Annotated in this window: 22 protein-coding genes, 1 tRNA gene and 2 pseudogenes; 10 read left to right on the forward strand and 15 right to left on the reverse strand. The window is 68.6% G+C overall.

Annotation, left to right across the window (positions count from 1 at the left end; all coding sequences use genetic code 11):
- The first annotated feature begins 4 nt into the window (after nt 1–4).
- Both pstB and AB0K05_RS27285 read left to right on the forward strand, forming a co-directional pair.
- Entirely contained in the window at nt 5–832 is an 828-nt protein-coding gene (gene pstB / locus AB0K05_RS27280) for a phosphate ABC transporter ATP-binding protein PstB (protein WP_222709350.1), read from the forward strand.
- Nucleotides 833–854: 22 nt separating this feature from the next.
- Nucleotides 855–1,574 (forward strand): response regulator transcription factor, encoded by a 720-nt coding sequence (locus tag AB0K05_RS27285; RefSeq protein WP_261809046.1) that lies wholly within the window; start codon nt 855–857, stop codon nt 1,572–1,574.
- Here AB0K05_RS27285 and AB0K05_RS27290 read toward each other — a convergent pair.
- Nucleotides 1,550–2,122 (reverse strand): TetR/AcrR family transcriptional regulator, encoded by a 573-nt coding sequence (locus tag AB0K05_RS27290; RefSeq protein ID WP_364232737.1) that lies wholly within the window; start codon nt 2,120–2,122, stop codon nt 1,550–1,552. The two genes, AB0K05_RS27285 and AB0K05_RS27290, sit on opposite strands and share 25 nt — an antisense overlap.
- Before the next feature lie 94 nt (nt 2,123–2,216).
- Here AB0K05_RS27290 and AB0K05_RS27295 point away from each other — a divergent pair, with 94 nt between their 5' ends.
- Together AB0K05_RS27295 and AB0K05_RS27300 are read left to right on the forward strand one after the other, a co-directional pair.
- Complete coding sequence (locus AB0K05_RS27295) at nt 2,217–4,727, forward strand: molybdopterin-dependent oxidoreductase (RefSeq protein ID WP_271278331.1); 2,511 nt, start codon at nt 2,217–2,219, stop codon at nt 4,725–4,727.
- Nucleotides 4,724–5,605 carry an FAD binding domain-containing protein gene (locus AB0K05_RS27300; RefSeq protein ID WP_364232739.1) on the forward strand — a complete coding sequence of 294 codons (882 nt, stop codon included), beginning with the start codon at nt 4,724–4,726 and terminating at the stop codon, nt 5,603–5,605. Before AB0K05_RS27295 ends, AB0K05_RS27300 begins: the two co-directional genes overlap by 4 nt.
- 94 nt (nt 5,606–5,699) lie before the next feature.
- Here AB0K05_RS27300 and AB0K05_RS27305 read toward each other — a convergent pair whose 3' ends face one another.
- Nucleotides 5,700–6,191 carry a YajQ family cyclic di-GMP-binding protein gene (locus AB0K05_RS27305; RefSeq protein ID WP_148036498.1) on the reverse strand — a complete coding sequence of 164 codons (492 nt, stop codon included), beginning with the start codon at nt 6,189–6,191 and terminating at the stop codon, nt 5,700–5,702.
- Nucleotides 6,192–6,452: 261 nt separating this feature from the next.
- On the opposite strand from AB0K05_RS27305, the gene AB0K05_RS27310 reads away from it, so the two are divergent.
- Nucleotides 6,453–6,534: transfer RNA gene (locus AB0K05_RS27310), tRNA-Tyr, on the forward strand.
- A gap of 715 nt (nt 6,535–7,249) precedes the next feature.
- The gene (locus AB0K05_RS27315; RefSeq protein WP_364232741.1) at nt 7,250–8,560 is read left to right on the forward strand and encodes a hypothetical protein; all 1,311 of its coding nucleotides are present in this window, start codon (nt 7,250–7,252) and stop codon (nt 8,558–8,560) included.
- A 154-nt stretch (nt 8,561–8,714) separates the two neighbouring features.
- On the opposite strand, the gene AB0K05_RS27320 is transcribed toward AB0K05_RS27315, so the two are convergent.
- The 5 genes and pseudogenes from AB0K05_RS27320 to AB0K05_RS27340 all read right to left on the reverse strand — a co-directional run bounded on the left by AB0K05_RS27320 (nt 8,715) and on the right by AB0K05_RS27340 (nt 14,999).
- Nucleotides 8,715–9,275: a hypothetical protein gene (locus AB0K05_RS27320; protein ID WP_364232743.1), complete on the reverse strand. Its 561-nt coding sequence runs from the start codon at nt 9,273–9,275 to the stop codon at nt 8,715–8,717.
- 34 nt (nt 9,276–9,309) lie between these two features.
- Nucleotides 9,310–10,101, reverse strand: a pseudogene (locus AB0K05_RS27325) (IS3 family transposase); the annotation flags it as partial.
- Nucleotides 10,102–10,537: 436 nt separating this feature from the next.
- Nucleotides 10,538–11,455, reverse strand: coding sequence for a hypothetical protein (locus tag AB0K05_RS27330; protein ID WP_364232746.1), 918 nt, complete (start codon nt 11,453–11,455; stop codon nt 10,538–10,540).
- Entirely contained in the window at nt 11,452–11,853 is a 402-nt protein-coding gene (locus AB0K05_RS27335; RefSeq protein WP_364232748.1) for a hypothetical protein, read from the reverse strand. The genes AB0K05_RS27330 and AB0K05_RS27335 overlap by 4 nt, the downstream gene beginning before the upstream one ends.
- On the reverse strand, nt 11,850–14,999 hold the full coding sequence (locus tag AB0K05_RS27340) for a CHAT domain-containing protein (RefSeq protein ID WP_364232751.1): 3,150 nt from the start codon (nt 14,997–14,999) through the stop codon (nt 11,850–11,852). Before AB0K05_RS27340 ends, AB0K05_RS27335 begins: the two co-directional genes overlap by 4 nt.
- A 196-nt stretch (nt 15,000–15,195) precedes the next feature.
- Here AB0K05_RS27340 and AB0K05_RS27345 point away from each other — a divergent pair.
- Nucleotides 15,196–15,662 (forward strand): annotated as a pseudogene (locus AB0K05_RS27345) (IS5 family transposase); the annotation flags it as partial.
- A 575-nt stretch (nt 15,663–16,237) separates the two neighbouring features.
- Here AB0K05_RS27345 and AB0K05_RS27350 read toward each other — a convergent pair.
- The 3 genes from AB0K05_RS27350 to AB0K05_RS27360 form a co-directional block, all read right to left on the reverse strand.
- Nucleotides 16,238–16,561, reverse strand: coding sequence for an integrase core domain-containing protein (locus AB0K05_RS27350; protein WP_364232754.1), 324 nt, complete (start codon nt 16,559–16,561; stop codon nt 16,238–16,240).
- Nucleotides 16,543–17,175, reverse strand: a complete 633-nt coding sequence (locus tag AB0K05_RS27355) for a helix-turn-helix domain-containing protein (protein ID WP_364232757.1) — start codon at nt 17,173–17,175, stop codon at nt 16,543–16,545. The genes AB0K05_RS27350 and AB0K05_RS27355 overlap by 19 nt, the downstream gene beginning before the upstream one ends.
- Nucleotides 17,176–17,605: 430 nt before the next feature.
- Nucleotides 17,606–18,367, reverse strand: coding sequence for an endonuclease/exonuclease/phosphatase family protein (locus AB0K05_RS27360; protein WP_364232759.1), 762 nt, complete (start codon nt 18,365–18,367; stop codon nt 17,606–17,608).
- Between the two features lie 279 nt (nt 18,368–18,646).
- Here AB0K05_RS27360 and AB0K05_RS27365 point away from each other — a divergent pair, with 279 nt between their 5' ends.
- A complete protein-coding gene (locus AB0K05_RS27365; RefSeq protein WP_364232762.1) occupies nt 18,647–18,958 on the forward strand; it encodes a hypothetical protein in 312 nt (103 codons plus the stop codon).
- A gap of 102 nt (nt 18,959–19,060) precedes the next feature.
- Here AB0K05_RS27365 and AB0K05_RS27370 read toward each other — a convergent pair whose 3' ends face one another.
- The 4 genes from AB0K05_RS27370 to AB0K05_RS27385 all read right to left on the reverse strand — a co-directional run bounded on the left by AB0K05_RS27370 (nt 19,061) and on the right by AB0K05_RS27385 (nt 22,810).
- A complete protein-coding gene (locus tag AB0K05_RS27370; protein WP_364232765.1) occupies nt 19,061–19,402 on the reverse strand; it encodes a DUF1540 domain-containing protein in 342 nt (113 codons plus the stop codon).
- Nucleotides 19,403–19,679: 277 nt separating this feature from the next.
- Complete coding sequence (locus AB0K05_RS27375) at nt 19,680–20,783, reverse strand: cobalamin-dependent protein (protein WP_271277707.1); 1,104 nt, start codon at nt 20,781–20,783, stop codon at nt 19,680–19,682.
- Complete coding sequence (locus AB0K05_RS27380) at nt 20,780–22,342, reverse strand: GAF domain-containing SpoIIE family protein phosphatase (RefSeq protein ID WP_364232767.1); 1,563 nt, start codon at nt 22,340–22,342, stop codon at nt 20,780–20,782. Before AB0K05_RS27380 ends, AB0K05_RS27375 begins: the two co-directional genes overlap by 4 nt.
- A gap of 141 nt (nt 22,343–22,483) precedes the next feature.
- Complete coding sequence (locus AB0K05_RS27385) at nt 22,484–22,810, reverse strand: helix-turn-helix domain-containing protein (protein WP_148036503.1); 327 nt, start codon at nt 22,808–22,810, stop codon at nt 22,484–22,486.
- 111 nt (nt 22,811–22,921) lie between these two features.
- Here AB0K05_RS27385 and AB0K05_RS27390 point away from each other — a divergent pair, with 111 nt between their 5' ends.
- Complete coding sequence (locus AB0K05_RS27390; RefSeq protein WP_364232770.1) at nt 22,922–23,776, forward strand: MBL fold metallo-hydrolase; 855 nt, start codon at nt 22,922–22,924, stop codon at nt 23,774–23,776.
- Nucleotides 23,773–24,417, forward strand: a complete 645-nt coding sequence (locus tag AB0K05_RS27395; RefSeq protein ID WP_364232772.1) for an NAD(P)-binding domain-containing protein — start codon at nt 23,773–23,775, stop codon at nt 24,415–24,417. Before AB0K05_RS27390 ends, AB0K05_RS27395 begins: the two co-directional genes overlap by 4 nt.
- Nucleotides 24,418–24,474: 57 nt before the next feature.
- On the opposite strand, the gene AB0K05_RS27400 is transcribed toward AB0K05_RS27395, so the two are convergent.
- A complete protein-coding gene (locus tag AB0K05_RS27400) occupies nt 24,475–25,398 on the reverse strand; it encodes a slipin family protein (RefSeq protein WP_364232774.1) in 924 nt (307 codons plus the stop codon).
- Nucleotides 25,399–25,442 lie beyond the last annotated feature (44 nt).

The raw sequence follows: 25,442 nt of genomic DNA on the forward strand, positions 1-25,442 counted from the left end.
AACCATGAAGAACATCGCGGTCAACGCCCCCGGCGCCCCCCGTACCATCGAATCCCTCGACCCGGTCTTCACCGTGTCGGGTCTCAGTGTTTTCTACGGCGAGTACGAGGCCGTCCGCGGCGTCGACATGATCATCGGCAATCGTGAGATCACTGCCATGATCGGCCCGTCCGGCTGCGGCAAGAGCACCGTGCTGCGCTGCTTCAACCGGATGAACGACCTCATCCCCGGCGCCCGCGCCGAAGGCAAGATCCTCTACCACGACGAGGACCTCTACGGCGACCACGTCGACCCGATCGAGGTCCGGCGGCGCATCGGCATGGTGTTCCAGAAGCCGAACCCGTTCCCCAAGTCCATCTACGACAACATCGCCTACGGCCCCCGCGTCAACGGCCTGAAGGGCAAGATGGACGACCTCGTCGAGGAGGCGCTCACCCGGGCGGCCCTGTGGGACGAGGTCAAGGACAAGCTGAAGCAGAACGCGCTGTCCCTCTCCGGCGGCCAGCAGCAGCGGCTGTGCATCGCGCGGGCGATCGCGGTCAAGCCCGAGGTGATCCTCATGGACGAGCCCTGCTCCGCGCTCGACCCGATCGCCACCACCAAGATCGAAGACCTGATGCAGGAGCTGGCGCGCGACTACACGATCGTCATCGTCACGCACAACATGCAGCAGGCCGCCCGCGTCTCCCACCGCACCGCGTTCTTCACCGCGGAGGTGGACGACAAGGGCGAGCGGCACGGCCGCCTGGTGGAGTTCGACGAGACCAGCCGCATCTTCACGAACCCGACCGACAAGCGCACCGAGGATTACATCACCGGTCGCTTCGGGTGACCCGACTCAGAGGAGGACCCGGGTGATCCAGCCGCAGGCGACGCTCGGCGGGGGCGCGCGGGCGGGGGCGCCTTCGGTGCCGCTGCTGCTGGTGGCAGACCCCGACTCGGCCGGGGTCGAGGTGCTCGCGGCGGCCCTGGCCCGCGAGGGCGTGGAGGTCACGGGCGTGGCCGACGGCGCCCAGGCGCTCATCCAGACGGGAGCGCTGCGCCCGGACGTGGTGCTGGTGAGCGCGTCGCTGCCGCTCATCAGCGCCGTGGACTTCGTCAGGGCCATCCGCATCAGCCATCCGATGCCGGTGCTCCTCGGCATCGGGGAGGGGCACGCGGAGCTGGCCGTGCAGGCGCTCACGGCGGGGGCGACCGCCTGTGTGGCCATGCCGTACCGGCTGCACGAGCTGCTGCCCCTGATCCAGGCGACGGCGGCGGGCGAGGCCGGCCGGCTCATCGCCGTGGGCGACGTGGAGCTCGACGCCGACGCCTACCAGGTGAAGGTCGCCGGCCGGGTCGTCCACCTGCCGCTGCGCGAGTTCGAGCTGCTCCACTACCTGATGCGCAACCTCGACAGGACCGTCACCCGCGAGCAGATCATGCGGCACGTCTGGCACGCCTCGGGGGACAACATCGCCACCAACACGATCGCGGTGCACGTCAAGCGCCTGCGCGCCCGTCTCGGCGACACCGACGACACGCTCATCCAGACCGTCAGGGGAGTCGGCTACCGCCTGGTGGCCCCCGGCTGAGCACCGGACCGGCCGACGCCCCTGATGATGATGTCGATGACGTCCTCCAGGCTGATCGCCTTGTGCGCGAGGTGGCCCGCCGTCGCCAGCTCGGCGAGGCCGTGGGCGGTGGACATCAGGGCCATCATCGTGGCCTTGTTGACCGGCCCGTGGTCGGTGATGTCGAGGCTGAGCGCGGTCATCACCTCGTCGAGCGCCTTCTCCATCTCCGGATGGTCGCCGGCGGAGAACGCCGAGGCGAAGACGAGCCGGTATTCCTCGCGATGCGCCACGGCGTACTCGACGTAGCTGCCGTAGAAGGCCTGGAGCCGCTCCTGACGGCCGGCGTGGCGCAGGACGGCGGCGGCGACGTGAGTGCTGAGGTCGGTGATGACCCGGGCGGCGAGGGCCGCCAGCAGGGCGGTCTTGTCGGTGAAGTGCCGGTAGGGGGCCATCCGCGACAGACCGGCCAGCTCGCCGACCGCACGCAACGTCACGGCGTCGAGGCCCTCCTCGCGCAGCAGGCTCAGCGCGCTCTCGATCAGCCGCTTCCTGGTGTCGTCCACCATGCGTCCACCCTCTCACGACCTCCCATGTTGACAACGTCAGCGATGGTAGCTGACACTGTCAACATCCGATGTTGACGGCGTCAGCAGGAGTGACATGAAAATCACCATAAACGGCGTGCCCACCGAGGCGGACGCCGGCCCGGACGACGTGGTCGTCGACGTCCTACGCGACGGCCTGGGCCTCACCGGGGCCAAAGCGGTCTGCCGTACCGGAGTCTGCGGAGCGTGCACGATCAAGGTGGACGGAACCCCGCAGGTGAGCTGCCTGCTCCCGGCCACCGCGGTGGAGGGACGGGCCGTCGTCACGGCCGAAGGACTCGACCATCCCGTGCAGCGGGCGTTCATGGCCCATGACGGGCTGCAGTGCGGCTACTGCACGCCCGGCTTCGTGGTGGAGGCCGCCGCCTTCGTCGACGCCTGGCGCGAAGAGCACGGCGACGTCGCGCCGCCGCGCGAGCGGATCGCCGCCGCCATGGCCGGTCATCTGTGCCGCTGCGGAGCGTACGCGGGGATCTACGCCGCGATCGAGGCCGCGTGCCGGGGCGAGCACGACTCCGGCACCCCGACGCCCGCCCGGGTCGAGGCCGTCGAGAAGGTCACCGGCCGCGCCCGCTACACCACCGACATCCGGCACGACGGCCAGTGGGAAGGCGTGATCATCCGTTCGACCCGGGCGCACGCGCTGGTCACCTCGGTCGACGTGGACGGGACCACGGTCGACCTGCTCCCGGCCGACCGCATCGTCCGCTACGCCGGCCAGCCGATCGCCGCCGTCGCCGCGCCCACGCGCCGCGAGGCGCTGGCCGTCGCGGAGGCCGCCAGGATCGGCTACGAGCCGCTCCCCGCCGCGCTCGACGACACGCCCGGCGCCCCGCCGGTCTACGACGAGCGGACCAGGAAGAAGGCCCCGTCCTCCGGGGAAGGGCTTACGCTGCCCGGCGGCTGGAACGGCAACGTGCACGGCCCGTTCACCGGGGCGAGCCGGCGCGGCGGCACCGCGGTGAAACGGATCGAGGCCGCCCGCCGGCGCGCCGACCCGCTCCTGGTCACCGGGACGTACACCACCGCCGTGCAGGTCCACACGCCGCTGGAGCCGCACGCGTGCGTGGCTCGATGGGACGAGCGGGGAGACCTCCACCTGCACCTGTCCACCCAGACGGTGGCCATGGCCGCCGAGCGGGCGGCCAAGCGCTGGAAGCTCGACGCGAACCGGGTCCACGTCGTCGCCGAGCACGTCGGCGGCGGCTTCGGGGCCAAGGCGGGGATCACCGTGGAGACGGTCGCCGCGGTCGAGCTCGCCCGCGCCTGCCGGGCCCCCGTACGCGTCGTGCTCAGCCGCGCCGAGGAGCTCACCGACGCCGGCAACCGGCCGGGCACCCGGGCCGGGATCGCCCTGCTCGCCGACGAGAAGGGCGATCTGTCGGCCCTCGCCGTGGACGTGCACGGCCGCGGCGGCGTGTCCGTCGGATCCGCCGTCGCCCTGCACGCCCGCCTCGTGTACGGCACCGCGCCCCGGCGGCTGCGCGACTTCGACGTCGTCACGAACGAACCGCCCGGCACGCCGTTCCGCGGCCCCGGCGCCCCGCCCCTGCTGTGGGCCCTGGAGCAGGCCGTCGACGAGATGGCCCACCGCCTGGAGGAGGACCCGATCGCGCTGCGCCGCCGCTGGGATGGCAACCCGAAGCGCCGTGCCCTCTACGACCGGGCGGCGGAGCTGCCCCTCTGGCGTGACAGGCCGCGCACCGGATCGCAGACGGGCCGCCACCGCCGCGGCGTCGGCGTGGCCGCCGCCAACTGGTTCTACGCGGTCAGCCCCGGCACCGAGGTCGAGCTGGAGGTCGAGGACGACGTGGTGGTCGCCCGCACCGCCACGCAGGACATCGGGACCGGCATCCGCAGCGTCATCGCCGGCATCCTGCGCGAGGAGCTCGGCCTGCCCGCCGACCGGATCCGCGTCGAGATCGGCCGATCCGGCACCGTGCCGGGACCGGCGTCCCTGGGCAGCCGCACCACCACCTCGGTGGCCCCCGCCGCACGCGACGCGGCCCGCCGCCTGCGGGCCCAGGGCATGACTCCGGGCACCAAGGTGGTCGGCAAGCGGCGACGCGACCGGGGCGGCTACGTGACCCCGTTCGCGGTGCAGGGCATGGCGCTCGGCCGCGGATTCAGCGGCGCCGTCCACGTCACCGAAGTGGAGGTCGACACCCGCATGGGCACGGTCAGGCCGCTGCGCGTCTGGGGCGGCATCGCGACCGGCCACATCTACGCCGACAGACCGGCCCGCAACCAGTGCGAGGGCGGCATCATCCAGGGCATCGGCTACGCCCTGTACGAGGAACGCCACGTCGACCCCGCCACCGGAACCGTCCTGACCGCGAACCTGGAGGACTACCGCATCCCCGGCATCGGCGACACCCCGGAGATGACCATCCACTTCCACCAGGACGGCTGGGACCACGTCAACGGCCGCGGCGTCGGCCTGGGCGAGGTCTCCACGATCGGCGTGGCCGCCTCCGTCGCCAACGCCGTGCACAACGCCACCGGCTGGCGCCCCCACGACCTGCCCATCCGCCCCGACCGGCTCCTCGAAGGGATCAGAGCGTGACCATCTTTGAGAACCCGCCGCACGGCCGGCTCCGCGCGGGCGGCACCGACCTGATGAGCCTGCCGGGCACCGGACCGTACGTGGACCTGCGGGACCTGCCGGGGCCGTCGGGCGTGACCTGGCAGCCGGACGGCTCCGCCCACATCGGCGCGCTGACCACGATCGCCGAGATCGCCCGCGACGAACGGCTCCGCGCCGCCTACCCCGCGCTGACCCTCACCGCGGGAGCGCTGGCCACACCCCAGATCCGCGCCGTGGCCACCATCGGCGGCAACCTGCTCCAGCGCAACCGCTGCTCGTACTTCCGCAACCCGGCCTTCTCCTGCCACCAGAACGGCGGCGACTCCTGCCCCGCCCGCGACGGGCTCAGCCTCTACTCCGCGGTGATCGACACCAGCCCGTGCGTCGCCCCCCATCCGTCGTCTCTCGCGATGGCGCTGCTGGTCTACGCCGCCGAGGTGGAGGTGCACGGGAGGAGCCCCTTCCCGGTCAGCTCGCTGTACGGCTCGGACCCGACCCGTGACCATCTGCTCGACCCCGGGGAGATCCTCCTGGCGGTCCACCTGCCGCCGCCCGTGGCCGGCGAACGGGCCGCGTACCACCGCGCCACCAGCCGGTCCGAAGCCGAGTGGCCGCTCGTGGAGGCCGTGGCACGGGTGACGCCGGACGGCGCGGCGGCCGTGAGCGTCGGAGGCGTCGCCCGCGTCCCGCTGCGGCTGCCGGAGGTGGAACAGGCTCTCGCCGCGGGGGAGCCCATAGAGGTGGCGGCCGGGCGGGCCGCTTCCCGGTGCACGCCAACGGCCTCGAACAGGTACAAGGTCACGCTGCTGACGGCCACGGTGCTGGAGGTGCTGGAACAGGCCACGGCACCCTCCTGACCAGCGTGTTCGGCCGGGTGGGGGGAAGGGCTCCTGACCGCGCACGGTGCCGGCGGGAGCGCGACGACCGCGCACGGCCTCGCGCCCCGCTCCGCTACCGGTAGTTCGTGAACTGAAGGGCGATGTCGAGATCCTTGCCCTTGAGCAGGGCGATGATCTCCTGCAGGTCGTCCTTCTTCTTCGAGCTGACCCGCAGCTCCTCGCCCTGGATCTGCGCCTTGACGCCCTTGGGGCCCTCGTCGCGGATCATCTTCGAGATCTTCTTCGCGTTTTCCTGGTCGATGCCCTCCTTGAGCGCGACCAGCATCTTGTATTCCTTGCCCGACAGCTTGGGCTCGCCCGCGTCGAGGATCTTCAGGGAGAGGCCGCGCTTGATCACCTTCTCCTTGAACACGTCGAGCGCGGCGCTCGCCCGCTCCTCGCTGTTGGCCTTGATCTCGATATGCTCCTGACCGGACCAGCTGATGCTCGCCCCCGTACCCTTGAAGTCGAAGCGGTGCCCGATCTCCTTCACGGTCTGGTTGAGCGCGTTGTCGACCTCCTGCCGGTCGATCTTGCTCACGATGTCGAACGATGAATCGGCCAAAGCACACTTCCTCTCAGCTGCGTCAGCACCGGTGAGCGTCCGACTCCGAACGCATCCAGCCCACGAGCCTAGCCAGCATCTCCGCCCGGTGCAGGGTCCGCCTCCGGCCCTGTGGAAAAGCTCCGTGTCGTGGGGCTGACCTCGGTGGGGTGTCCGCGGGAACGAGGGGGTCGGAGCGATTCGGGACGGGGACAAACTGGTGTCACGTGCACTGCGGAAGTCCGCTATCCTTTTCTCTGTCGCCGCGAGAGCGGAAGACACGGCAGGTTGCCCGAGTGGCCAAAGGGAGCGGTCTGTAAAACCGTCGGCTCAGCCTACGCAAGTTCGAACCTTGCACCTGCCACACCAGCGGGAAGAGGCCCGTCACCAGCGGAAACACGGTGACGGGCCTCTTACGTTGTGTCCGGCCGTCTACGGCTGAGACCGGCGCTCTACGGTTGATCGTTCCCTAGACGTTCCCTAGTGATCAAGGAGAGGGGCCGTGGCCAGTTCGCCGAGCTTGCCGATCTGAAGCGGCAACGGACGGTTCAGGTCCTGCTTGGCAGCTCAGAGGAGATCACCGCCTCGCTCGACCCCACTTCCCGGGGCAGATTGAGGGCATGACTGGGACCATTGCGTACAGGTGGACGCCTGAGCGCAGATGAGCTGCCGGGCGTTCCGCCCTTCGTGTGTCGACGTCGGCGACCTCGTCGTCAAGGCGGGAGGCGAAGTTACGGGAGACTCCGAGTGCTTCGTACCTCGGGCTGTGCACGCTAACGACAGTGGCGCCTTGAGACTTGCAGGCCCTGCTGTTCGCGCGATGGGTGGCCGAAAGTCGCTGAGCGTCTCGCTCATCATGGCTCGACCGCTGAAGAGATCGAGACCCCTGGAGTCCCTAGGACGAGGTGTGAAGGTTCGGATGCTTGCCTGCCCCTACAACCAGGGAACCTGCATGGTGCTTCTTGGAGGTTGACTTAAGGCGGGCGAGTAGGGTCTGCTGTTTCGAACGTCATGGCCTCTTCGACGACGGAGAAACGTATCCTCAGCGAGGCTTTGGACGGAACCAGGAGGTCACGATCGTGAGCGATGTTCCTCTCGGCCAAGTTATCGAAGGTAGTTTGGGATTCTTCTGGCCCTTCACGAAGAAGGTTCCAAGCTTGAACGGGGACCCGGAGCGCGGGTATGTCCGTCGCGATGGTGGGTGGCTTCTCATCGAGACGCTGGATGAAAATATCAGAAAGAAATACTCTCAACGCAAGGCGGAAGGGACTCCGGAAGCTATCGCGGCTCTCATGCCGGAGAAGTCAGCCCTTTTTTTGGAAGTAATAGGGAGCGGTTGGACGACGCGTTCGGGATATCGGGCATCGTCCAAGCGGTACCGTGCGCGCACCATGATTGGAGATATTCCGTTCGATAGATTGAAGAGTGCGCGAGTAACATGCGTCGAAGCCCGCTTTCATGGTGTCAGCGATTGGGCCGGTGTGTCGGCAGCGAAGGAAAGCGTTACGCATGGGGACGACGGGCGACCCAAGTCGTGGACCTTTACTCTCGGTGCGACAGAGCCTGAGAGTCGCAAAATCTCTCACGGTCGAGAAGTTGTCCTGTCAACCACTTGGCAAGTGGGCGGCGATCAAGATCGACGAATCGCCAGTGCGCCTGTCACGCTCGCCTGCTCAAGCAAGCGGCCACGCGACGTATGGGATCTTCTGCAGCCGTTGCTTTTCGTGCAGGATCTACTAAACCTGGCATGGGAAGGTTTCGTCACAGCTGCCGACGGTGCGGCCGACCTGCACACATATCCTGTCGATGGAGGTGAGACATCGAGGCCTAGGCTCTGGAATGGTGCTCTTATGATCCCCCTCCCAGGGATTCAAGGTCCGAAGTCCATAAATGAGTATCCTCTTTTCGATCTAGCTGATCTAGGTGGAGTTCCAGGGTTGGCTCGTTGGATTCGCTTGTACGGCGCACATCCACGGGCAGTTAACCCTGTCGTGAACCCTTATCGCTTCGGTCCAGCGACGGCCGAGGTGGCTTTAAGGGACGTTGCTGCTGGTATCGAGTACTGGGTTAAGAGTAATCGTCCAGCTGCATGGGCCAATGGCAAATATATGCAGGCGTTGGCTGGCCGAGTGGGCAAGCCCTTCAGCGCGTGGGTGGGCAACGCGGAGGATTGGTGCAAAGATTTCTGGCATACCTACAACATGCTCAAGCATGATGTTGCATACCGAATGGATCCAGAAAGGGTGCCAGATCTCGTATATAGTGGTCGGCTTCTGCTTGCTTCCGCACTTCTGGATAGGGCGGCTGGGACTAAAAATCCGAGCCGCCAGATTTTTCAAAGTCATAGAACGCGCAGCTTGGGGTCTAGGCTGCGAAAGAGATATCGCTAGGGGTTGCAGGATGCGCGGGGCCTTGTAGCGCAACAAGTTTCGTGGGGCCAGTGAGGCGCAATCTGACTTTTATATGCGGCTGAGAGGCGGCGCACCGCCCCTCAGCGCCCTTCATAGCTGCCGAGCCTGTTGCGGCTTGGCGCTGTTGGGCATCTCATCGTGTCGCATCCCAGATTCGGCGCATGGCCTCGCTCTGCTGTCCGTAGATGCATTTGGCGTAGACGCGTAGCAGGACGTCAACGCTGTGGCCTGCCCATTCGGCCACTTGGGGTGCGGGGACGCTGGCGTTGAGCCATGTGGAGACGGCGGCATGGCGCAGGGCGTAGGGGACCTCCATCAGGGGCGACTCGGCCTCCGACGGTGTGAAGGCTTTCGCTCTGGCTGCGTGGAAGACCTTGAGGTCGGCGCGGTCGGTCATGAGGCCGCCGCGAGGGCCGATGAAGATGCGTCTGCCGGGGCCGGCGCCGAACTCCTTGAGGTGCTCGATCAGCATGTTGGACAGCTCGGGGTGGATGGGCACTCGCCGTATCTCGCCTACGGCTCGGTGCTTGAGTTCCCGGCGTTCCCTCACCTTGCCGCTGTTGGTCCAGTGACTGCCTGAGCGGGGCTCCGCGTTGGTGAGCCGCATCTCTCCCCAGTCGTCCGCAGGAAGGCTGACGAGGTGTTCCTGACGTAGGTCTACGACCTCTTCGGGCCGGAGCGCGGCGAAGTACATGCGGGGGCTCGCCCCGAAGTGTGGACACCGGTCGTTATGCGGCGAGCTGCACCTTATCGATGGTCTGCTGCTCGTAGTCGATCGGGCTGAGGTAGCCGATGGTGGAATGCCTCCTGCGCGTGTTGTAGCGGACGATCCACTTGAACACCGCCAGGCGAGCCTCCCACGCCGAGGACCAGCACGTAGCGCCCTGGAGGGCCTCGCGTTTCAGGGTGGCATTGAACGCCTCCGCAGCGGCATTATCGGCGCTCGAGCCGACCGCTCCCATGGACTGGCGCACCCCGAGCTCGGCACAGACCTGGGCGAACTCGGCCGAGGTGTACTGCGCCCCATGATCGGCATGAAAAATCGCCCCGTCCAGGCTGCCCCGCGTCGCGGCCGCGGCCCGCAGCGCGTCGATCACCAGCTCGGTGCGCATGTGATCGGCGATCGACCAGCCCGTCAGCCGGCGTGAGCCCAGGTCCAGCACGGTGGCTAGGTAGAGGAACCGGCCGTCACCGACGGGCAGGTAGGTGATGTCACCGACGTAACGCTGGTTCGGAGCCGGCGCGGTGAAGTCCCGCCGGATCAGGTCGGGCACCTTCTGATGCGAGGGTTCCGGCGCCGTGGTGCGCACCTTCTTGCGCAGGTGCAGCCCGACGATGCCGAAGCGGCGCATCACCCGCGCCACCCGCTTGTGGTTGACCGCCCGGCCCCGGGCGCGCAGCTCAGCGGTGATGCGCGGACTGCCGTAGGTGCCGTCGAACTCACCGTGGATCTGCCTGATCTCCTCGGCGAGCGCGGCATCGGCCGCGGCCCGCTCCGCCCGGGCCGGTGCCGCTCTCCGCCCAGTTCAGCGCCCGAACGAGATGTGATCGATGCAGTTCCCAAGCTGACAGCGGGAAGATGGTCTTGTGGAAGATCCCCGGGAAGCCATGGCGACACCATTCACGAAGCCATCGACAGGTTCGCCGAGCGCTACGAGCGCCTTCGGGAGACTCGTCCCGGAGACTTCGTCGAACCGCGCGAAAAGTACGGGCGGGGCTTCTACTCCTAGATCATCGACCATTGCGACGCTGGGCTCCGAAGGCCCCTGTGTTCGCGTCCTGGGTGGTCCCGGCTCAGCAGCCGCCGTGCAATATGCGTGCAATGATCATGGACCTTGCGTCCATGAGACATGGCTCCGGTGCAGGCGGGAGGCCTTGTGTCATTCATAACGGTCACGCACTGTAAACCGTCGGCACAGCCTACGCAAGGGCACCAGCCGGACCGACCCGGCATGCTCAGGTGTCGTGCTGGTAGGCCTTGGTGCCCGGCCAGCCCTGGCGAAGCTGCCGCGACAGGGCGAGGAACCGGTCGCGTTCCTGCTCCGGGGTATCGGGGAGCGGTAGATGGAGGGCAGCGAGGAGGTCGAAGCGGTGGAGGGCGACCGCCGCGTAGACCAGCTCACCATACGCGTACGCGGCGTGCACCGCGCCCCGGTAGGCCAGAGCGGCGAGAACGACCATGGTGAAGGCAAGGAGTGTCCACCAGCCCAGGGGAAGCAGCGCGGCGGAGATCACTCCCATGAGGGCGAATGAGCCTGACAGGCGGCACGCGGCGTCGAGTTGGTCGCGGGCATCGTCCACCATCGCCGCCGTCCGCTCGGGCAGCAGGGGGTAGAGCAGCGGCCACGTGGCCACCACGTCGAGCCCGTAGTCGTCGCCGGGGCGGTCCTCCGCCGCCCGTAACGTGTTGCCGAGCCGGGTGGGCAGCAGGCGGTCGCGCTCGCGCGGAAGCCTGCGCAGGCGGGCCGCTGCGTCGACCATTGCTGGAAGATCGGCCGCATTCGGCTCGGTGACGCGCTGGCGCGCCTCCAGCCGGTCCCAGCGCCTTTGCCACAGTGCAAGTAGCGGGATGCCGATCAGCCGGGCGGGTCCCTGCAGCAGACTATAGCCCTCCATGAGCCGCACGGTCGGCCGCTGCAGCGGCTGTAGCAGCAGGGCACCCACGATGAGGACCAATACGAGCAGCGTCCATTCGCCTGCCGTGAGCGACATAAGAGTCTGCGTCAGCTGCTGCCTGCTCGGCGGCTGGGCGGGGGCGCCCGCCCCGAGCTCGACCAGCACGGTGAGCATCACCGCGAGCACGGGGAGCGCACCGGTCACGGTGAAGCGGCGGCCGAGGTCCTGCCCGAGACCGGGCAGCCCGGGAATGCTCATGAAACCAGCACCTGGTCCGGGTGCCGGGGGCAGCGAGGCTCATGCGCCGGGTAGAGGACCAGCCCGAGCCGGGTGGGGCAGCCGGGGCGAGGGCATGTCAGCGTGACCATGTCGTACCTTGCCACGCCCGGCAGAAGGCTCTGGTCGGCCGCTCCGTAGCTGCGAACCTCATGCCCGATGGGCGGCGGCAGGCTGTAGGCGTCGAACCGACGCAGGGAGCCCAGGACACGGCCCTGGTTCAGGACGATGACCACTTCGTGCGCGTCGTCGGCGTCGAAGTAGCGTAGGGCGGCTGCCAGTGCCGGAGCCACGTCCTCCTCGGCGTCCACGATGATCACCGCTCCGCCCTCGGAGCGGTCGCGGCCGAGCCGGTTCGTGAGCGTGGCGATACTCGTCATCGGTCCTCCTGGTGCCGGGTGTCGATGATGCGTCCTGGGTCGCCCTGACAGACGAACGCAGCCCAGTAGGCCGGGTGCGGATACTTACGGCGCATCGCCTGCCGCGCCCCGGTCAGCGCCTCAGCCAAGCCATCGCCCGCCCAGAGCCGCCGGTACAGGTCGGTCATCAGGTCGCGGGTCTGCCGGTCGGGAACCCTCCACAAACTCATGACCAGCGACCGGGCTCCGGCGATGGAGACCGCGCGGCGCAGCCCGAACACCCCTTCGCCCACCCATGCCTCGCCCAGCGCGCTGTCGCACGCTGACAGCACGACCAGCCGGGTGCCGTTCAGATCCGTGAGCGCGAGATCCGCGGCGGTCAGCACGCCGTTGCCCGCCTCAGGCGGCAAGTCGCCACCCGAGAGCCAGGTGTTCGCGCCTGCCAGCGCAACGCCGCAGCGGAGCATCGGGTCGTCCACGTCCCGGCCGGACAGCCGCTCGAAGGGGTCGTCGCGCGCCAGGGTGAAGTCCATGGGGGTGGCCAGCGCCCCGTCGAGCACGAGGATTCGGCGATGGGCGTCGACCGGCGTCACGATGTCTCCGACGGCGATGTCCGCCAGGTCTATCGCGCGCGGGACGCTGGGGCTGAGGAACCCGTGACTGGCGATGTGCAGGACGAGCGGGCTGCGAGCGCCCGTCACCCGTCCCTTTACGGCGTCGGCGCCTGCCAGCGGCGTGACGCCCAGGAACTCGGCGATCTGCAGGCCTTCCTCGCGCGCTCCCGGCAACGGGGTGAACGGCGCTCGCTCGCTGGCCTTCCGGCCGCCCGGTGTGCCGAGCTCGAGGTCGGGGTCGGCCAGCACGAGTGGCGGGCCGCAAGGTGCGGGCGAGGGCAGGCTCAGGTGCAGCGCGTCCCGGCCCGTCGGCAGGTAGCACACCAGCCACCGGTCCATGACGAGCCGTCCGTCGTCTAGCGGCAGCGCCTCGTACGGCAGCGTGCTCAACGCGCCATCGGGAGCCAGCAGCAGGCGAGAGGCCGCGCCGAGCGCAGGCGTCAGGGGATCCAGTACGGCGCGGCGCAGCCGGGCCGCTTCACCGGTGTCCTCCTCCTGGTTTCGCCCGCTCATGATCGCGGTGACTTGGCTGGTCAGCTCGTCGATGTGCTCTGCATCGCCCAGGTCGACGAAGGCAGGCGGCGCGCCGGGACGCAGGACGAGCGCGCTGTAGCGGGCGCCCGCGTGGACTCCCTCGGTACGGTCGGCCGCGTGGAAGTCGAAGACGGCGCGCCGGCGCAGCTCGACGAGTGCCGTGTCGGAGGCCAGCGTGGTGGCGATGTCCTGCCACGTCAGCTCGAACAGGCGATGGCCCGCGCTGTGTGTGCGCTGGGCGATCTCCGACTCGACTGCGTCGAGCCGCTGCCTGTCGTCCGCCAGCCGTTGCCGATGCGTGTTCATCGCGCCGTCCGACGGTCCGGCCAGCTGCCTGGCGTTGATGGCGGCCTGCAACCGGTCCCGCTGCTTGTGCAGGTCACGCAGCCGGGGATCGTGGTCGCCAGCGTACAGCACGTCCCGCTGCAGGATGGTGAGCTGCGCGGCCAGGCCCTTGTGCCTCAGGAGTGCGTCGGCGGCGACGGCCACCGCGTCGGCGTCCGTGTTCAGCTCGGTGAGCACCAGGCCGAGCAACTGGTCCACGCGGAACCGGCTCCCTGACAGCGCGGTGAGCCACTGCCCCCGCGAGCCCGTGGCGAACACGGCGCTGAGCCAGTCGTCCTCTCGTTCGAGCGCCTCCCGGAAGACGGCCAGCGCGTCATGGGGGCGCCCACTGGCGGCGTGCAACTCGCCCAGGTTGAACAGGGTGTCCCTGAGGTTGTGCGGGGGCCCGGGGAGCCCGCGAATCAGGTCGATGGCCTGTGCCAGCAGCTGCTCCGCCTCCTCGTCTCGGTGCGTCTTGTAGGCTAGCCGGGCGAGGTTGTTCAGAGCCGTGGCGTGGGTCGCCGGGTCGGTGTCCTTCGACAGCAGGCCGACGGCCTCCTCCAGGAGCGTGCGGGCCTCGTCGTACTGACCGCGCATCTCGTGCAGCGCGCCCAGGGCGATGAGAACCGACGTCGCGCGGGACGGCGGCGCCTGAGCCGATCCCCGCAGCACCTTCAGGGCGTGGCGGTAGTGACGTTCGGCCGATTCGAGCGCGCCGGCCGAGTGGTAGACCTGTCCGAGCGCGTTCAAGGCCGACGCCACACCCGCGCGCTCGCCCACCCGCCTGTACAGCTCGACGGCGAGCTGCAGCGACCCCTCCGCTCCCGTCAGGTCCTGCTTGTCCCGTTGGAGCATCCCGAGGTTGGCCAAGTCGGTGGCCACTTGGCGCGCGTCGCCGTCCTCGCCGATCCAGGCTGGCTCACGTGAGTCGTCCAACTCCTCGCAGGCGAGCTCGTAGGCTTGCACCAGCCTAGGCAGCGCGCCCGACGTGTCGCCGAAGCCGTACATCAGCCGTCCGAGGTGAGCCAGGGCGGCGACCCGCAGCGGTCTGCCTTCTCTCGGCGGCAGGGCCTCGCTCCACTGCAGGCACCTGGTCCAGTGCTCGTCGGCGCCGTCCCCGTCGCCCAGACGCAGACACCAGTTGCCGAGCAGGTAGTGAGCGGCGCTGCGGGAACGGGCGTCGCCCAGGTCAGGAGGCCGCCCCGTGTCCGCGGGAGCGCCGCCGGCGATTTCCTCGTACACCGCCTTGGCCCGCTCCGGCTCCCCGGCCTCCATCAGGTACTTGGCGCTGTCCTCCAGAGCCTGCACCAGGTCGGGGTGGCGGGCAGGGAGGAAGCCACGGCGGGCGCCGAGGATGTACTCAGCCATCCGTGAGGCCTCCGCGGAGTCGCCAAGTCGGTCAGCGAGGAGCATGACTGTGGTGGCGCGTTCAAGGACCGGCGGGTCGTCGGCCTGGCGTACGGCCCGAGTCAGCGTCCAGCCGGCTTCGGCGAGAACCTTGGCCGCGATCAGTTCACCGCGGGCGATGCACTCGCCAAGGAGATTGTCGTTTGCCATGAGCAGCTCGACGTGGGGTGATTGCATCAGCTCGGCAATGAGCGCGGTGGCGGCCTCCTCGTACCGGCCGACGCCTCTGAGGTGTGAGACCTCAGCTAATGTGGTCTGACGCCGCCGCTTGGACTCGCCTTCACCCATGCCCGAAGCTCCTAGCGGTAGTCCCCCGTAAATTCTGCATCAGATGACGATCCTCCGGTGATTGTTTTCGCGAGGTCGAGCGGAGCGGCAGGGCCGTCGGCCGTGGCAGCGCCGGAGGAGTTGGGCCACCACCTCCCTTGCTGATCTCGAGCTGCTAGGTCGTGTCTTCAAAGTGATCTAGGTAGGGGATCATGGTGTGGTGATCCGGCGTCATGAGCTCACTGATGAGGAGTGGGAGAAGCTGCGGCCGTTTCTGCCTGTCTCGCGGTTAGGTCGTCCGCGTGAGGATGACCGGCGGGTACTGAACGGCATCGTGTGGAAGATCCGTACCGGTGTGGCATGGCGTGACGTTCCGCCCCGGTACGGGTCCTGGCAGAGCCTGTACACGCGGTTCCGGCGCTGGGCCAGGGACGGCACGTTCACCGCGATGCCGCATGCGGTGCAGGCCCGGGCCGATGCGCACGGTGCCCTCGATTGGCTGGTGGCGGTGGACTCGACCATCGTGCGTGCGCACCAGCACGCCGCCGGTGCCCGTAAAGGGGGCTCGTCACAGGCTCGCCGGCAGATAACGCCCTCGGCCGATCCCGCGGCGGGCTGACCAGCAAGATCCACCTGGTCTGCGAAGGCACCGGACGACCGCTGGCGTTCTGCCTGACCGGCGGAGTGGCCGCGGCTGCAGACCACCCGCTGGACGGTGACAGGTTCGGACGGGGAGGTGGGCGGTGGCCCGGCGGGGCGGGCGTTGCGCAGGCTACCGCACTCGGCGAGCGGAAGCGGGCAGGGCACGGCGCGCAGCAGGAGGCGTTGCCCGTCCATGACGCGGGCGGTGATGCCGTCCAGGCGCACGGTGACGCGCCGACCGGCGAGGTGGGCGCCGATGCACAGGGCGCGGCCTGCCAGGCTGATGCAACCGATCGAGCTGACCTGCCGGTCGACCTCGACGGCGCTCGCTTCGATGGCCGGTTCACCGGCGGGCTCGGTCGGTGCCGGGCGGGCTTGGCCCGAGGCGAGCAGCGCGGCCAGGTCCTTGACGGTCAGTCGGGAGGCCACGCTCTTGAGCCTGCCGCCGCTGGTGGTGAACACATGCAGCCGTTGCGTGCTGATCAACAAGGTGATCGGCATGCCCGCCCGGTCGGGGCCGAGCCAGAGCTGCTGGCCTCCGATTGACAGGTTGCCTGATGCGGGCACGATCCGGTCGACCTCGATGGCCTGGCGCGACAGCGGATCGATCGTGGTCGTCAGGATGGGTTCGGGCCGTTCGGGCTGATCGGCGGCAGGAACCGGGGGATCGGCGGGCGGGGGAGTAGGACAAGCTGCAAAGGGGCTCCGAGAGCCGGAGCGGTCACCGTGGTCAGGCCGGCGGGCAGGTGCAGCGGCAGTTCGCGCTCGGCCCGGCGGAGGCCGTCGCTGCGCTCGATGAAGAACCGGTCGGTGGGCAAGGCCATGTCCAGCGCCTGGTGCGGGCGGGCGGTGTTGTAATGCTCGGCGAACGCGTCCACCTCGGGTTGGGCGGCTTCGAGTGAGGCGAACGGCAGCGCCTCGGTCAGCAGTTCGCGGCGCACGCTCTGGTGGAAACGCTCGATCTTCCCGGTGGTGGTCGGAGTCCTGGAGCGGTGTGACGCAGCTTGATGCCGTTCTCCCGGCAGACTCGTTCGAACAGCACCTCACCCGCTTTCGGCCCGCCGAACCGGCCGGTGAACTGCTTGCCGTTGTCGGCCAGCAGCAGCCCGCCCATGATGTCCATCTGCCACAGCTGCATCGGCCCCGGCCGTTCCCAGCGGCGGTAGTCCTCGCGTCTGCGCCGGCGGGTGACCGGCTCGACCAGCCCGTTACGCACCAGCACCCGATAGATGCTCGCCCGTGACGGCAACGGCTCCACCCCGCGCCGGCCCAGCTCCCACAACAGAGTGCGCGGGCCCCACCGCGGATGGGCGCGCCGCAGCTCACAGATCAGCGCCTTGATCGCCGCCGGCGTCTGCATCGGTTGCGCTTTGGGCGCATGCGACCGATCGGCCAGCCCCGCTAGACCGCCGTCCTGATATCGGCGCACCCAGACATGCACCGACTGTCGTGACACCCCATACCGGCCTGCTACGTCGGTGACCTTTGCCCCCGACAACACCTCGATCACCGCGTGATAGCGCTGTTCCGCGACGCTCAACTCCACCAATGCCATCCCGGCCTGCCCCGAAGCGTCGATAACGCCACGAGCAGGCACAGGAAACGATCAAGGTGTCAAGCATCAAGCGAGGCCAGAGTGTCAACCATTAAGCGAGACAGGACATCCGGCCATGGCGATCACACTGCCGAATTGTTCTTGTAGAGATCAAGCGGCGGCGCGGCGTGCCGCCGTACCCCCGGCCCTCCGCCCGCCCGCCGCCCGGGCGTGCGGCCTGAGGGCCGGGTCCCGGACGGCGGCGGGACACCGGGCCGGGCACTGCACGTCGGCCCCGCCGCACCAACCGAACGCTTCGGTCGGGGATTACCGCGTCGCCGCACAGATGCAGGCCCACGATCGCCGCTGCATGGCTGGACGCCGTACATGCTTGGGGGCGATCGGCCACACCGGGGCGGTGGGGCCGATCGCTGCTACTGCCTGAACTGCATCAATACCGCAGCTCGGCCAGTACGGCGTAGTGGTCAGAGGCGGTTTGGGGGCCAGCGCCCACCACCTCGCAGCGCACCGGATGCCCCGCCCCTCCTGCACGCGGCCAGGCGCTCAGGACGTAGTCAAAGCGGCGATCGGGATAAAGTCCAGGACGTGCCCATGGGTTGGCGTTGCTCCATGTGTACCCAGGACCGCCGTCGCCAGCGATCTCCCAAGCGTCGTAGAAGACCACGCCGGGCGTCCCTGGTGCGCTACGTCCGGTCAGCATTCTGATCTCGTCACTGTCGGGCGACGCGTTGAAATCCCCGCAGACAACTGTTGGACGTCGCCGCGAGGCCACCTCGCCCACGAAAGCGGTTAATGCCCGCACCTGCATTTGGCGAGCTTCCGACTCATCCAGCCGATACGCGCCGATCATCACGCTGAATATCTGTAGCGGGCCCCGTGGTCCCGCCAGCTCACAGAACAACGCGTGGCCCGGCAGTGCACCGCCCGGCAGGTGCCGCTCCTCACTTCGCGCGATCGGCCAGCGTGACAGTAACGCGCATGAGGATTTCTCTGAGGCCACTGCGGTGTGCTTGTAGCCGAACGTATGCCCGGTCGGCTCCTGCAGAGTCACTACATCGGGCGCCAGTTCACCTATCACCTTTTCGATGCGCTCGGCGCGCTCGGCGTAGGGGCCGTGCTCGCCCCACACGTTCCAGGTCAGTAGGCGCACGCGAGTTTCAATCACGGGTCCGTACGGTTCTGCCCAGTTCATGCCCGCGCCTCCACCGCTACCGCCTGATCGATCCGCTCCAACAAATCTTGGCAGGTGTTACTAATCGGGCATAGGTACTAATCAGTCATCTGCTGGGTTCTCAATCGTGCCTGGCCTCGTGAGATATACGCGGGATGGCCTTCCCCGGTGGAGGCAAGCGAGAGCTGTACGCGGAGGTCAGAGGCCTAACGCAGCCTGGAACTTCGACCCTTGCACCTTGCCACCAGCAGTAGCAGCAGGTCAGAGGCCCTACGGGGCCTCTTCTGCGTTTCAGGGGTCATGCAGCCGGATGCCGCCGTGAGCGGCCTGTTGCCGCAGATCCCTCGGCCCTTGGGGCTCACCCGCGTCTACCCGCAGGCGGCTGTGGTCAGATCGCTGCGCTATCAGGCTCGTACGCCAGCGGCTTTCGGTGGGGCCAAGGAACTGATGGCGCGTATCCGGCTTACGGCGACGGACGCCGACCTGTCGATCGGAGACGGCCTGGAAGTGAGCGGAACCGTGCTTTCGCTCCTCCTGGCCATCTCTGGGCGACGAGTGGCGCTGGACGAGCTTGACGGGCCGGGAACCCCCACGCTGACGATGGCCGCTTGACAGTCTGCCTTCGGTGGGGAGTGCAACCCTCCCATGACCTTGAGGACGAAGAGGATGGCAGTCGAGTCGAAGACCCGCTACCGTGCCGAGCTTGAGTGGGCCTCAGGCGGGCGAATAGGTGAGACAGTCCGCGGTGTTCTCCACATAGCCGACCGTGATGTTGGGAGCCTGGCACTCGAACTGGACGTTGTGCCGGCAGTCGGACATCTTGCATGCGCCGACGTGGCCCACGGTGGTGGGATCGCCGCCCTTGGCGGAAGTGCGGAAGAAGGTGTCGCAATGGGCATGGCGGATATCACCTACGGTGATGGCCAGTGCATGACACCTGCGGTCGGTGTTGTAGGCGCACGCATCCACTTCGCATTCGTTCACTACAGGCATCTGCATCGGGATCCTCCGGGACGTTGAAGTGGCGCCGGTGAGCGGCTTGTCGAAACCGCTCACAGATGCTGCCCCAGCTCCGGTGAGCCCACTCTGAGTCGTCATGAAGCAGGGTGAAGTTTTGCCGTTTGCGATGGCTTCGCGGCCTTTCTGGCGTTTCTGGGGTACGCAGCCAGATGTCATCGAGGGCGACCGTATGCCGCGGCCCATCACCGTACGTACAAGGGATCTTGGTGGCTGGTTGTGCTTCGGGCCACCCAAGGAAATGCGCACGGTACAGCCGGGAAGTACAGCAGCCGACCTGCGCCATGTCTCCTTCCCCACCCTCAGTACCTGTTTGTTACCTCTGTCCATCTTCGCGGGGAGGGATTTCACCTTCTGAAGACTCGCCCGCCTGCTGAGAGCCCGCCGTCGCCTCACGCCCCCGGGCCAGGGTGTCGAGGGCGTGCGGGAGGCCCGTGAGGCGGGCGCCCAGGGCGTCAAGTACGGCGGTCAGTGCGCGCGGCGGCGCGTCGCGCTGGGTGAGCGTCCATGCCAGCCACCTCGTGTAGGAGACGAACAGCTCGGGATCGTTCACGTACACGGCGGTGCCCAGGAAATCGACGGTGAACGCCACGTCCTCCGCGGTGAGGACGGGCGGCTCCGCAGGCCGGGGCCCGGTCTCGGGAACGCGCCGGCTCAGCTCTTCCAGGGCGCCTCTGACCAGGTCTGGCTTGCGGTCGGTGAACAGGGCGTACTCATGGGAGGCGAGATGCGGTCGCCGCTCGGCGCTCAGGCCGGGCGCGTGCCTCCGGGGCAGCGGCCCGGCGTCGAGCAGGTCAGCGGCGGCACGGGCGTCGGGCGTCCAGGCGTCGGCTCCTAGCAGGCGGGCGTAACGGCCGTCGGGGCCGAAGGCGGCGCCGCCCACGAGCACGGGCGTGCCGGCCGCCTGGCACGCGCTGATCGCGGAGTGCGCAGCGGGCAGGCGGGTGGCGATCGAGCTGGAAAGCGCGACCATGTCCGGGGCCGTCCTGTGCAGGTGCACGATCAGGTGCCGGGTCGGCACATGGGCTCCTAGGTAGTCGACCATCCAGCCGCGCAGCCGCAGCACCTCGGTCAGCAACCGGGCGGGGAAGGTGTGCCACTCGCCCTCGACGCACGCCACGCAGAGCCGCCACTTGAGCGGCGCGGAACCGTGGTCCGTCGTGTCGATCGTGTTGGCGAGGACGGCGAGCACGCCCTCGTTGACGGCGGTCGCCATGTGCTCCTGGGCGACGGTGAGGCGGTTGGCCGCCCACTCCTCGCCGATGCGTGCCTGCGCGACGGCGACGACGTCGAGGAGGAGGCGCTCCAAGGAGACACCGGCGTCGTGCGCGTCCTGCGCCACCTTTACCGCGGCGTACTCGTCGCCGGCCGTCGCCGCCGCCCGCAGCGCCTCGACGTACTGCTCCATGTCGTCCTTCACGGCCCCGGTCCTCCGGTCGCCGCAGGGGGTGCCTCACCTGGGGCGCCGATGGCGACGATCGCTATGTCGTCGTGCTCACGGTCGCCCGCCCATTGCAACGCGAGCATCTGCACGTGTTCCGCCAGGGTGTCCGTCGGCACGCCGACGCTCCGCCGCAGTTCCTCGCGCAACCGTTCGTCGCCGAACCACTCGTCGCCGAGCGGCCCGCCTCTGGCTTCGATGACGCCGTCGCTATAGAGCAGGCACTTCTCCCCGGGCTGCAGGAGCACCGTCTCGGTGGAGCTGGTGACCTCGTCCAGGAGACCGATCGCCGTGCCATGGGCTGTGGTGACGTCCACCCGGCCGTCGTCGCGCACGATCATCGGCGGCGGATGTCCGGCGCTGGTCAGCCGCAAGGCGACTCGCGTGCCGCGGCGCTCGACGCCGGCCAGCACGAGCGTGACGTAGCGGAGACTCTCGCCGGCGAGCAGCACGTCGTTGAGCCGCTCCAGCACCTGCTGGTGGTCATCGGCCAGCGGCAGCAGGGCGCGCAACGTGTCACGGATCTTCCCGGTGAGGACGGCGGCCTCCAGCCCTTTGCCGGAGACGTCGCCCAGCACCACCAGGGAGTGCCGCCCCGAGCCGACGGCCGGGTACACGTCGTAGAAATCCCCGCCGATCCGCGAGCTGCCGCCTGCCGCCCGATAGCGGGCCGCCACTTCGATGCCGTCCAACTGCGGTATCACCGGCGGCAGCAGGCCGGCCATCAGCAGTTCGGTGATGGCCACCTGGTCGGAGTACAGGCGGGCGATGGAGATCGCGGTGCCGGCCCGCGCGGCGAACAGCCGGGCGAACATCTCCTCGCGGGGGGAGAACCCGGCCGTATGGCGCAGCAGGACGAGCGCGCCTACGGGCATGCCGTGTCCGGGCAGCGAGATCACGGCCGCGGAACGGATCCCGCGCCGCCGGCCGGGGAGCAGCCGGCCGGGCACCAGGGCGGGGTCGATCCAGCGGGCGGGCACCGGCGGGAACCCCTGCAACGCCTCGTTGAGCCCCGGGATCGTCCGCGGGTCGAGGTCCACGCTTTCGCGTCCGGCCTCGCCCTCCGAAGTGCAGAAGGCGAGCTCGTACTGGCGGCTTCCCAGCGGCATGACGACCAGCGCGGACTCGGCGAGATGCCGCACCGCCAGCCGCGCGGTGGTCTCCAGGCAGCGGTCGAGGTTCAGGGTGGACAACAACTCGGTGGCGGCCTGCACCATGGACAAGACGGATTCGCGCTCGGCCTGCAAGGTCTCCATGGCCTGCTGCTGTCCGGTGACGTCGATCAGCAACCAGGTGACGTGACCGCCGTCGGCCCACACGGGATGGGCCTCGAACACCCGCTCACCGATCGGTCCGCGGACCGGCGCGCACGCCAGGCCCTCCCGGCCCGTCGTCAGTCGAGCCGAGAGCCCGCGTTGGGCTTCGGCGAGCCACGCCGGCCCGTCGTGGAACAGCGCCCGGGCCGCCTCGTTCGCCTGTTCGACGGCGCCTGAGACGCCGGTCACCACCAGTGGGTACGGCGAGTCCTCCCCGAGCATGCCGATCCTGCCTCGTGCGCGATCGCTGTCAAACCTCAACCGTACTGCCGGGATGTACATGGCTTTCTCGCCGGACAATTGATGTTGTGTCATTTTTCGCCGCAGGACGCGCCGCGTAGCCCGGGTCGTCTTCGCCGACTGTCAGGCGTGCTCGGCGGCCCAGGCGCAGATGGCCGCGAGGGGTTCCTGCAGGGACCTGCCGAGATCGGTGAGGGCGTACTCGACGTGCTGCGGAACGGTCTCCTTGTGGACGTCACGGGTGATGAGCCCGTCCGCCTCCATGCCGCGCAGCGTCTCGGTCAGCACCTTCTGCGTGATGCCGGGCAGGCGGTGGCGCAGGCGGGCAGGCCGCTGCGGGCCGTCCATCAGGGCGTAGATCAGCAGGATCCGCCACTTGGCCGCCAGCCGCTCCAACGCCTGGCGGGTGGCACAGGACTCCTCCAGCACGTCAGGGATCGTCAGGTCCACGGGCGCCTCCGGCGGGAGTGGTAAGGGCACTTCAAAGTGCCTTCTGGGAGACGGGCGTCCCAGCCCTTACGTTCGACAGCACCGCGAACCCAAGGAAGAGAGACGCCGCCGATGACGGACTTCCAGTGTCATGTCTACACCGCCGCGGAGCCAGGGATCTTCGCCAACAGCTACCTGCTGGAGACGGACGACGGCGTAGTGCTGATCGACGCGAACCTGCTGGTGGCCGACGCCGAGGCCCTGGCCGCCCGCCTCGCCGCGCTGCGCAAGCCGCTGCTGGCCGCCTTCGTGACCCATCCACACCCCGACCACTTCAACGGGCTGCCGTACGTCGTGCCCGAAACCGTCCCCGTGTACGCCACCGCGGCAGTCGCGAAGGAGATCGAGCAGAGCGCCGACGCCAAGCGGGAGCAATGGCGGCCCGTGTACGGCGACCAGTGGCCCGACCGCTGTCGAGTGCCTGAGCGTCTGCTCGCCTCCGGCGACGGCGTCGACGTCGGTGGCCTGCGGGTGACCGTGCACGACATCGGCCCGGCCGAGAGCCACGCCGACTCCTACATCGTGGCCCGGAGCGGCGACCGGCGTGCCGCGTTCATCGGGGACCTGGCGTTCGGGTCGATGCACTCGTACCTGAGCGACGGCCACTCCGGGCACTGGCTGGCCGCCCTCGATCGGATCGCTCGCGACCTCCGCGGGGTGCCGCTGTTGCCCGGTCACGGGCCGTCCGGCGATGCTTCCATGCTGGACGCGCAACGCCGGTACCTGATGATGTACCGCGAGACGATCGAACGGCTCGCCCGAGGAGCTTCCAGCCTCACTGACGACGACAAGCATGAGCTCACGCGGACCATGACGCGTTTTTCCCCCGACGCGCGGCTGGACTGGCTGGTCGGGCTGGGCGCCGACGCCGTCGCCGCGGAGCTGGCCGCCGAGCACCGTGAACCGGCACCAGGGACGCAGCAGTGAAGATCGGGGTCCTGGGCACCGGAGACGTCGGCCGCCGGCTCGCCTCCAAGCTCTCCGGTCTCGGCCACGAGGTGACGCTCGGCTCCCGTACGGCGGACAATCCGGTCGCCGCCGCGTGGGCGCGCGAGCATCAAGGGCACCACGACACCTTCGCCGGCGCGGCCACCCACGGCGAGCTCGTCGTCAACGCCACCGGAGGGCTCGTGGCACTCGCCGCCCTGAAGGCCGCGGGGACCGCCAACCTCGACGGCAAGATCGTGGTGGACGTGTCCAACCCGCTGGACTTCTCGCAAGGCTTCCCGCCCCGGCTGGTCGTGCCCGCGGCTGGAAGCGTCGCCGAACAACTGCAGCAAGCCTTCCCCAGCACCCGCATCGTCAAGACGCTCAACACGATGCACAACACACTGATGACTGATCCGGCGCAGGTCCCGGGACCGCACAACGTGTTCGTGTGCGGGGACGACCAGGCCGCCAGGGCGCAAGTCGCGGATCTGCTGAAGTCGTTCGGCTGGGCCGATCGGCAGATCCTCGACCTCGGCGGCCTGGCTGCCGCCCGCTGCGTCGAGCCCCTCGTGCTGCTCTGGATATCTCTCAGCGGCACCCTGCGGACCTCGGACTTCAACTTCGCGATCCTCCGCTGACAGAGCGGACCCCTGCGCCGGCACACCGTCCCATCCGGTCCTGGAGAGGCTGATGGTCTATGGGGTACGCGAGGCGCCGTTCTTCATGGCCGATTCCGCGGCGGACCGGTCGAAGGAGCGCCCTGACGGGGCCAGTTCGGGCGTGGCGGAGTTCGTCACGGCAGGCTGCCTTTCGGGCTCCTCCTCTGCGGAACTGGCGGGCTGCTCCGTGGTCTCCGCGACCGGAGCGCTGTTCGCGGAGCGTTCGAAGAAGCGCAGGAGCTCCACGGGCACCGGCATGACCAGTGTGGAGGTCTTCTCGGCCGCCACTTCCACCATGGTCTGCAGCAGGCGCAGCTGAAGCGCGCCCGGGGCCTCGTTCATGATGGCCGAGGCGTCGGCGAGCCTCTGCGCGGCCTGGAACTCCCCGTCCGCGGTGATCACACGGGCCCTGCGCTCCCGCTCGGCCTCGGCCTGGCGGGCGATGGATCGCTTCATGCCCTCGGGAAGATGGACATCCTTGATCTCCACGCGGTCGATGTGGATGCCCCAGCCGAGCGCGGGGCTGTCGATCATCAGCGCCAAGCCCTTGTTCAGCTCCTCGCGGTTGGAGAGCAGGTCGTCCAGATCGCTCTTGCCGATGATCGAGCGCAGTGACGTCTGGGCTACCTGCTCGATCGCGAACAGGTAGTTCTGCACCGCGATGGCCGCCCGCATCGGCTCCTCGACCCGGAAGTACGCGACGGCGTCGACCTGGACGGAGACGTTGTCACGGGTGATGCCTTCCTGCGTGGGCACCGGCATCGTGACGATCTGGATATTCACCTTCTTCATCCGATCCACGACCGGGATGAGGAAGGTGAGCCCTGGCGGGCGGATCTCCTGCTGAGCCTTGCCGAAGCGGAAGACCACGCCTCGCTCGACTTGGTTGACGACTCGGACGCTGACCACCAGCAAAGCTACGAGGATGGCGATCAGCCCGATCACGATAGTGGTGATCATGGCATGCCCCTTCCAGCTCAAGGTTAGATCCGGGCATCGGCCCG

This window comes from Nonomuraea sp. NPDC049486, from assembly GCF_040676925.1.
Lineage (GTDB): Bacteria > Actinomycetota > Actinomycetes > Streptosporangiales > Streptosporangiaceae > Nonomuraea > Nonomuraea ferruginea.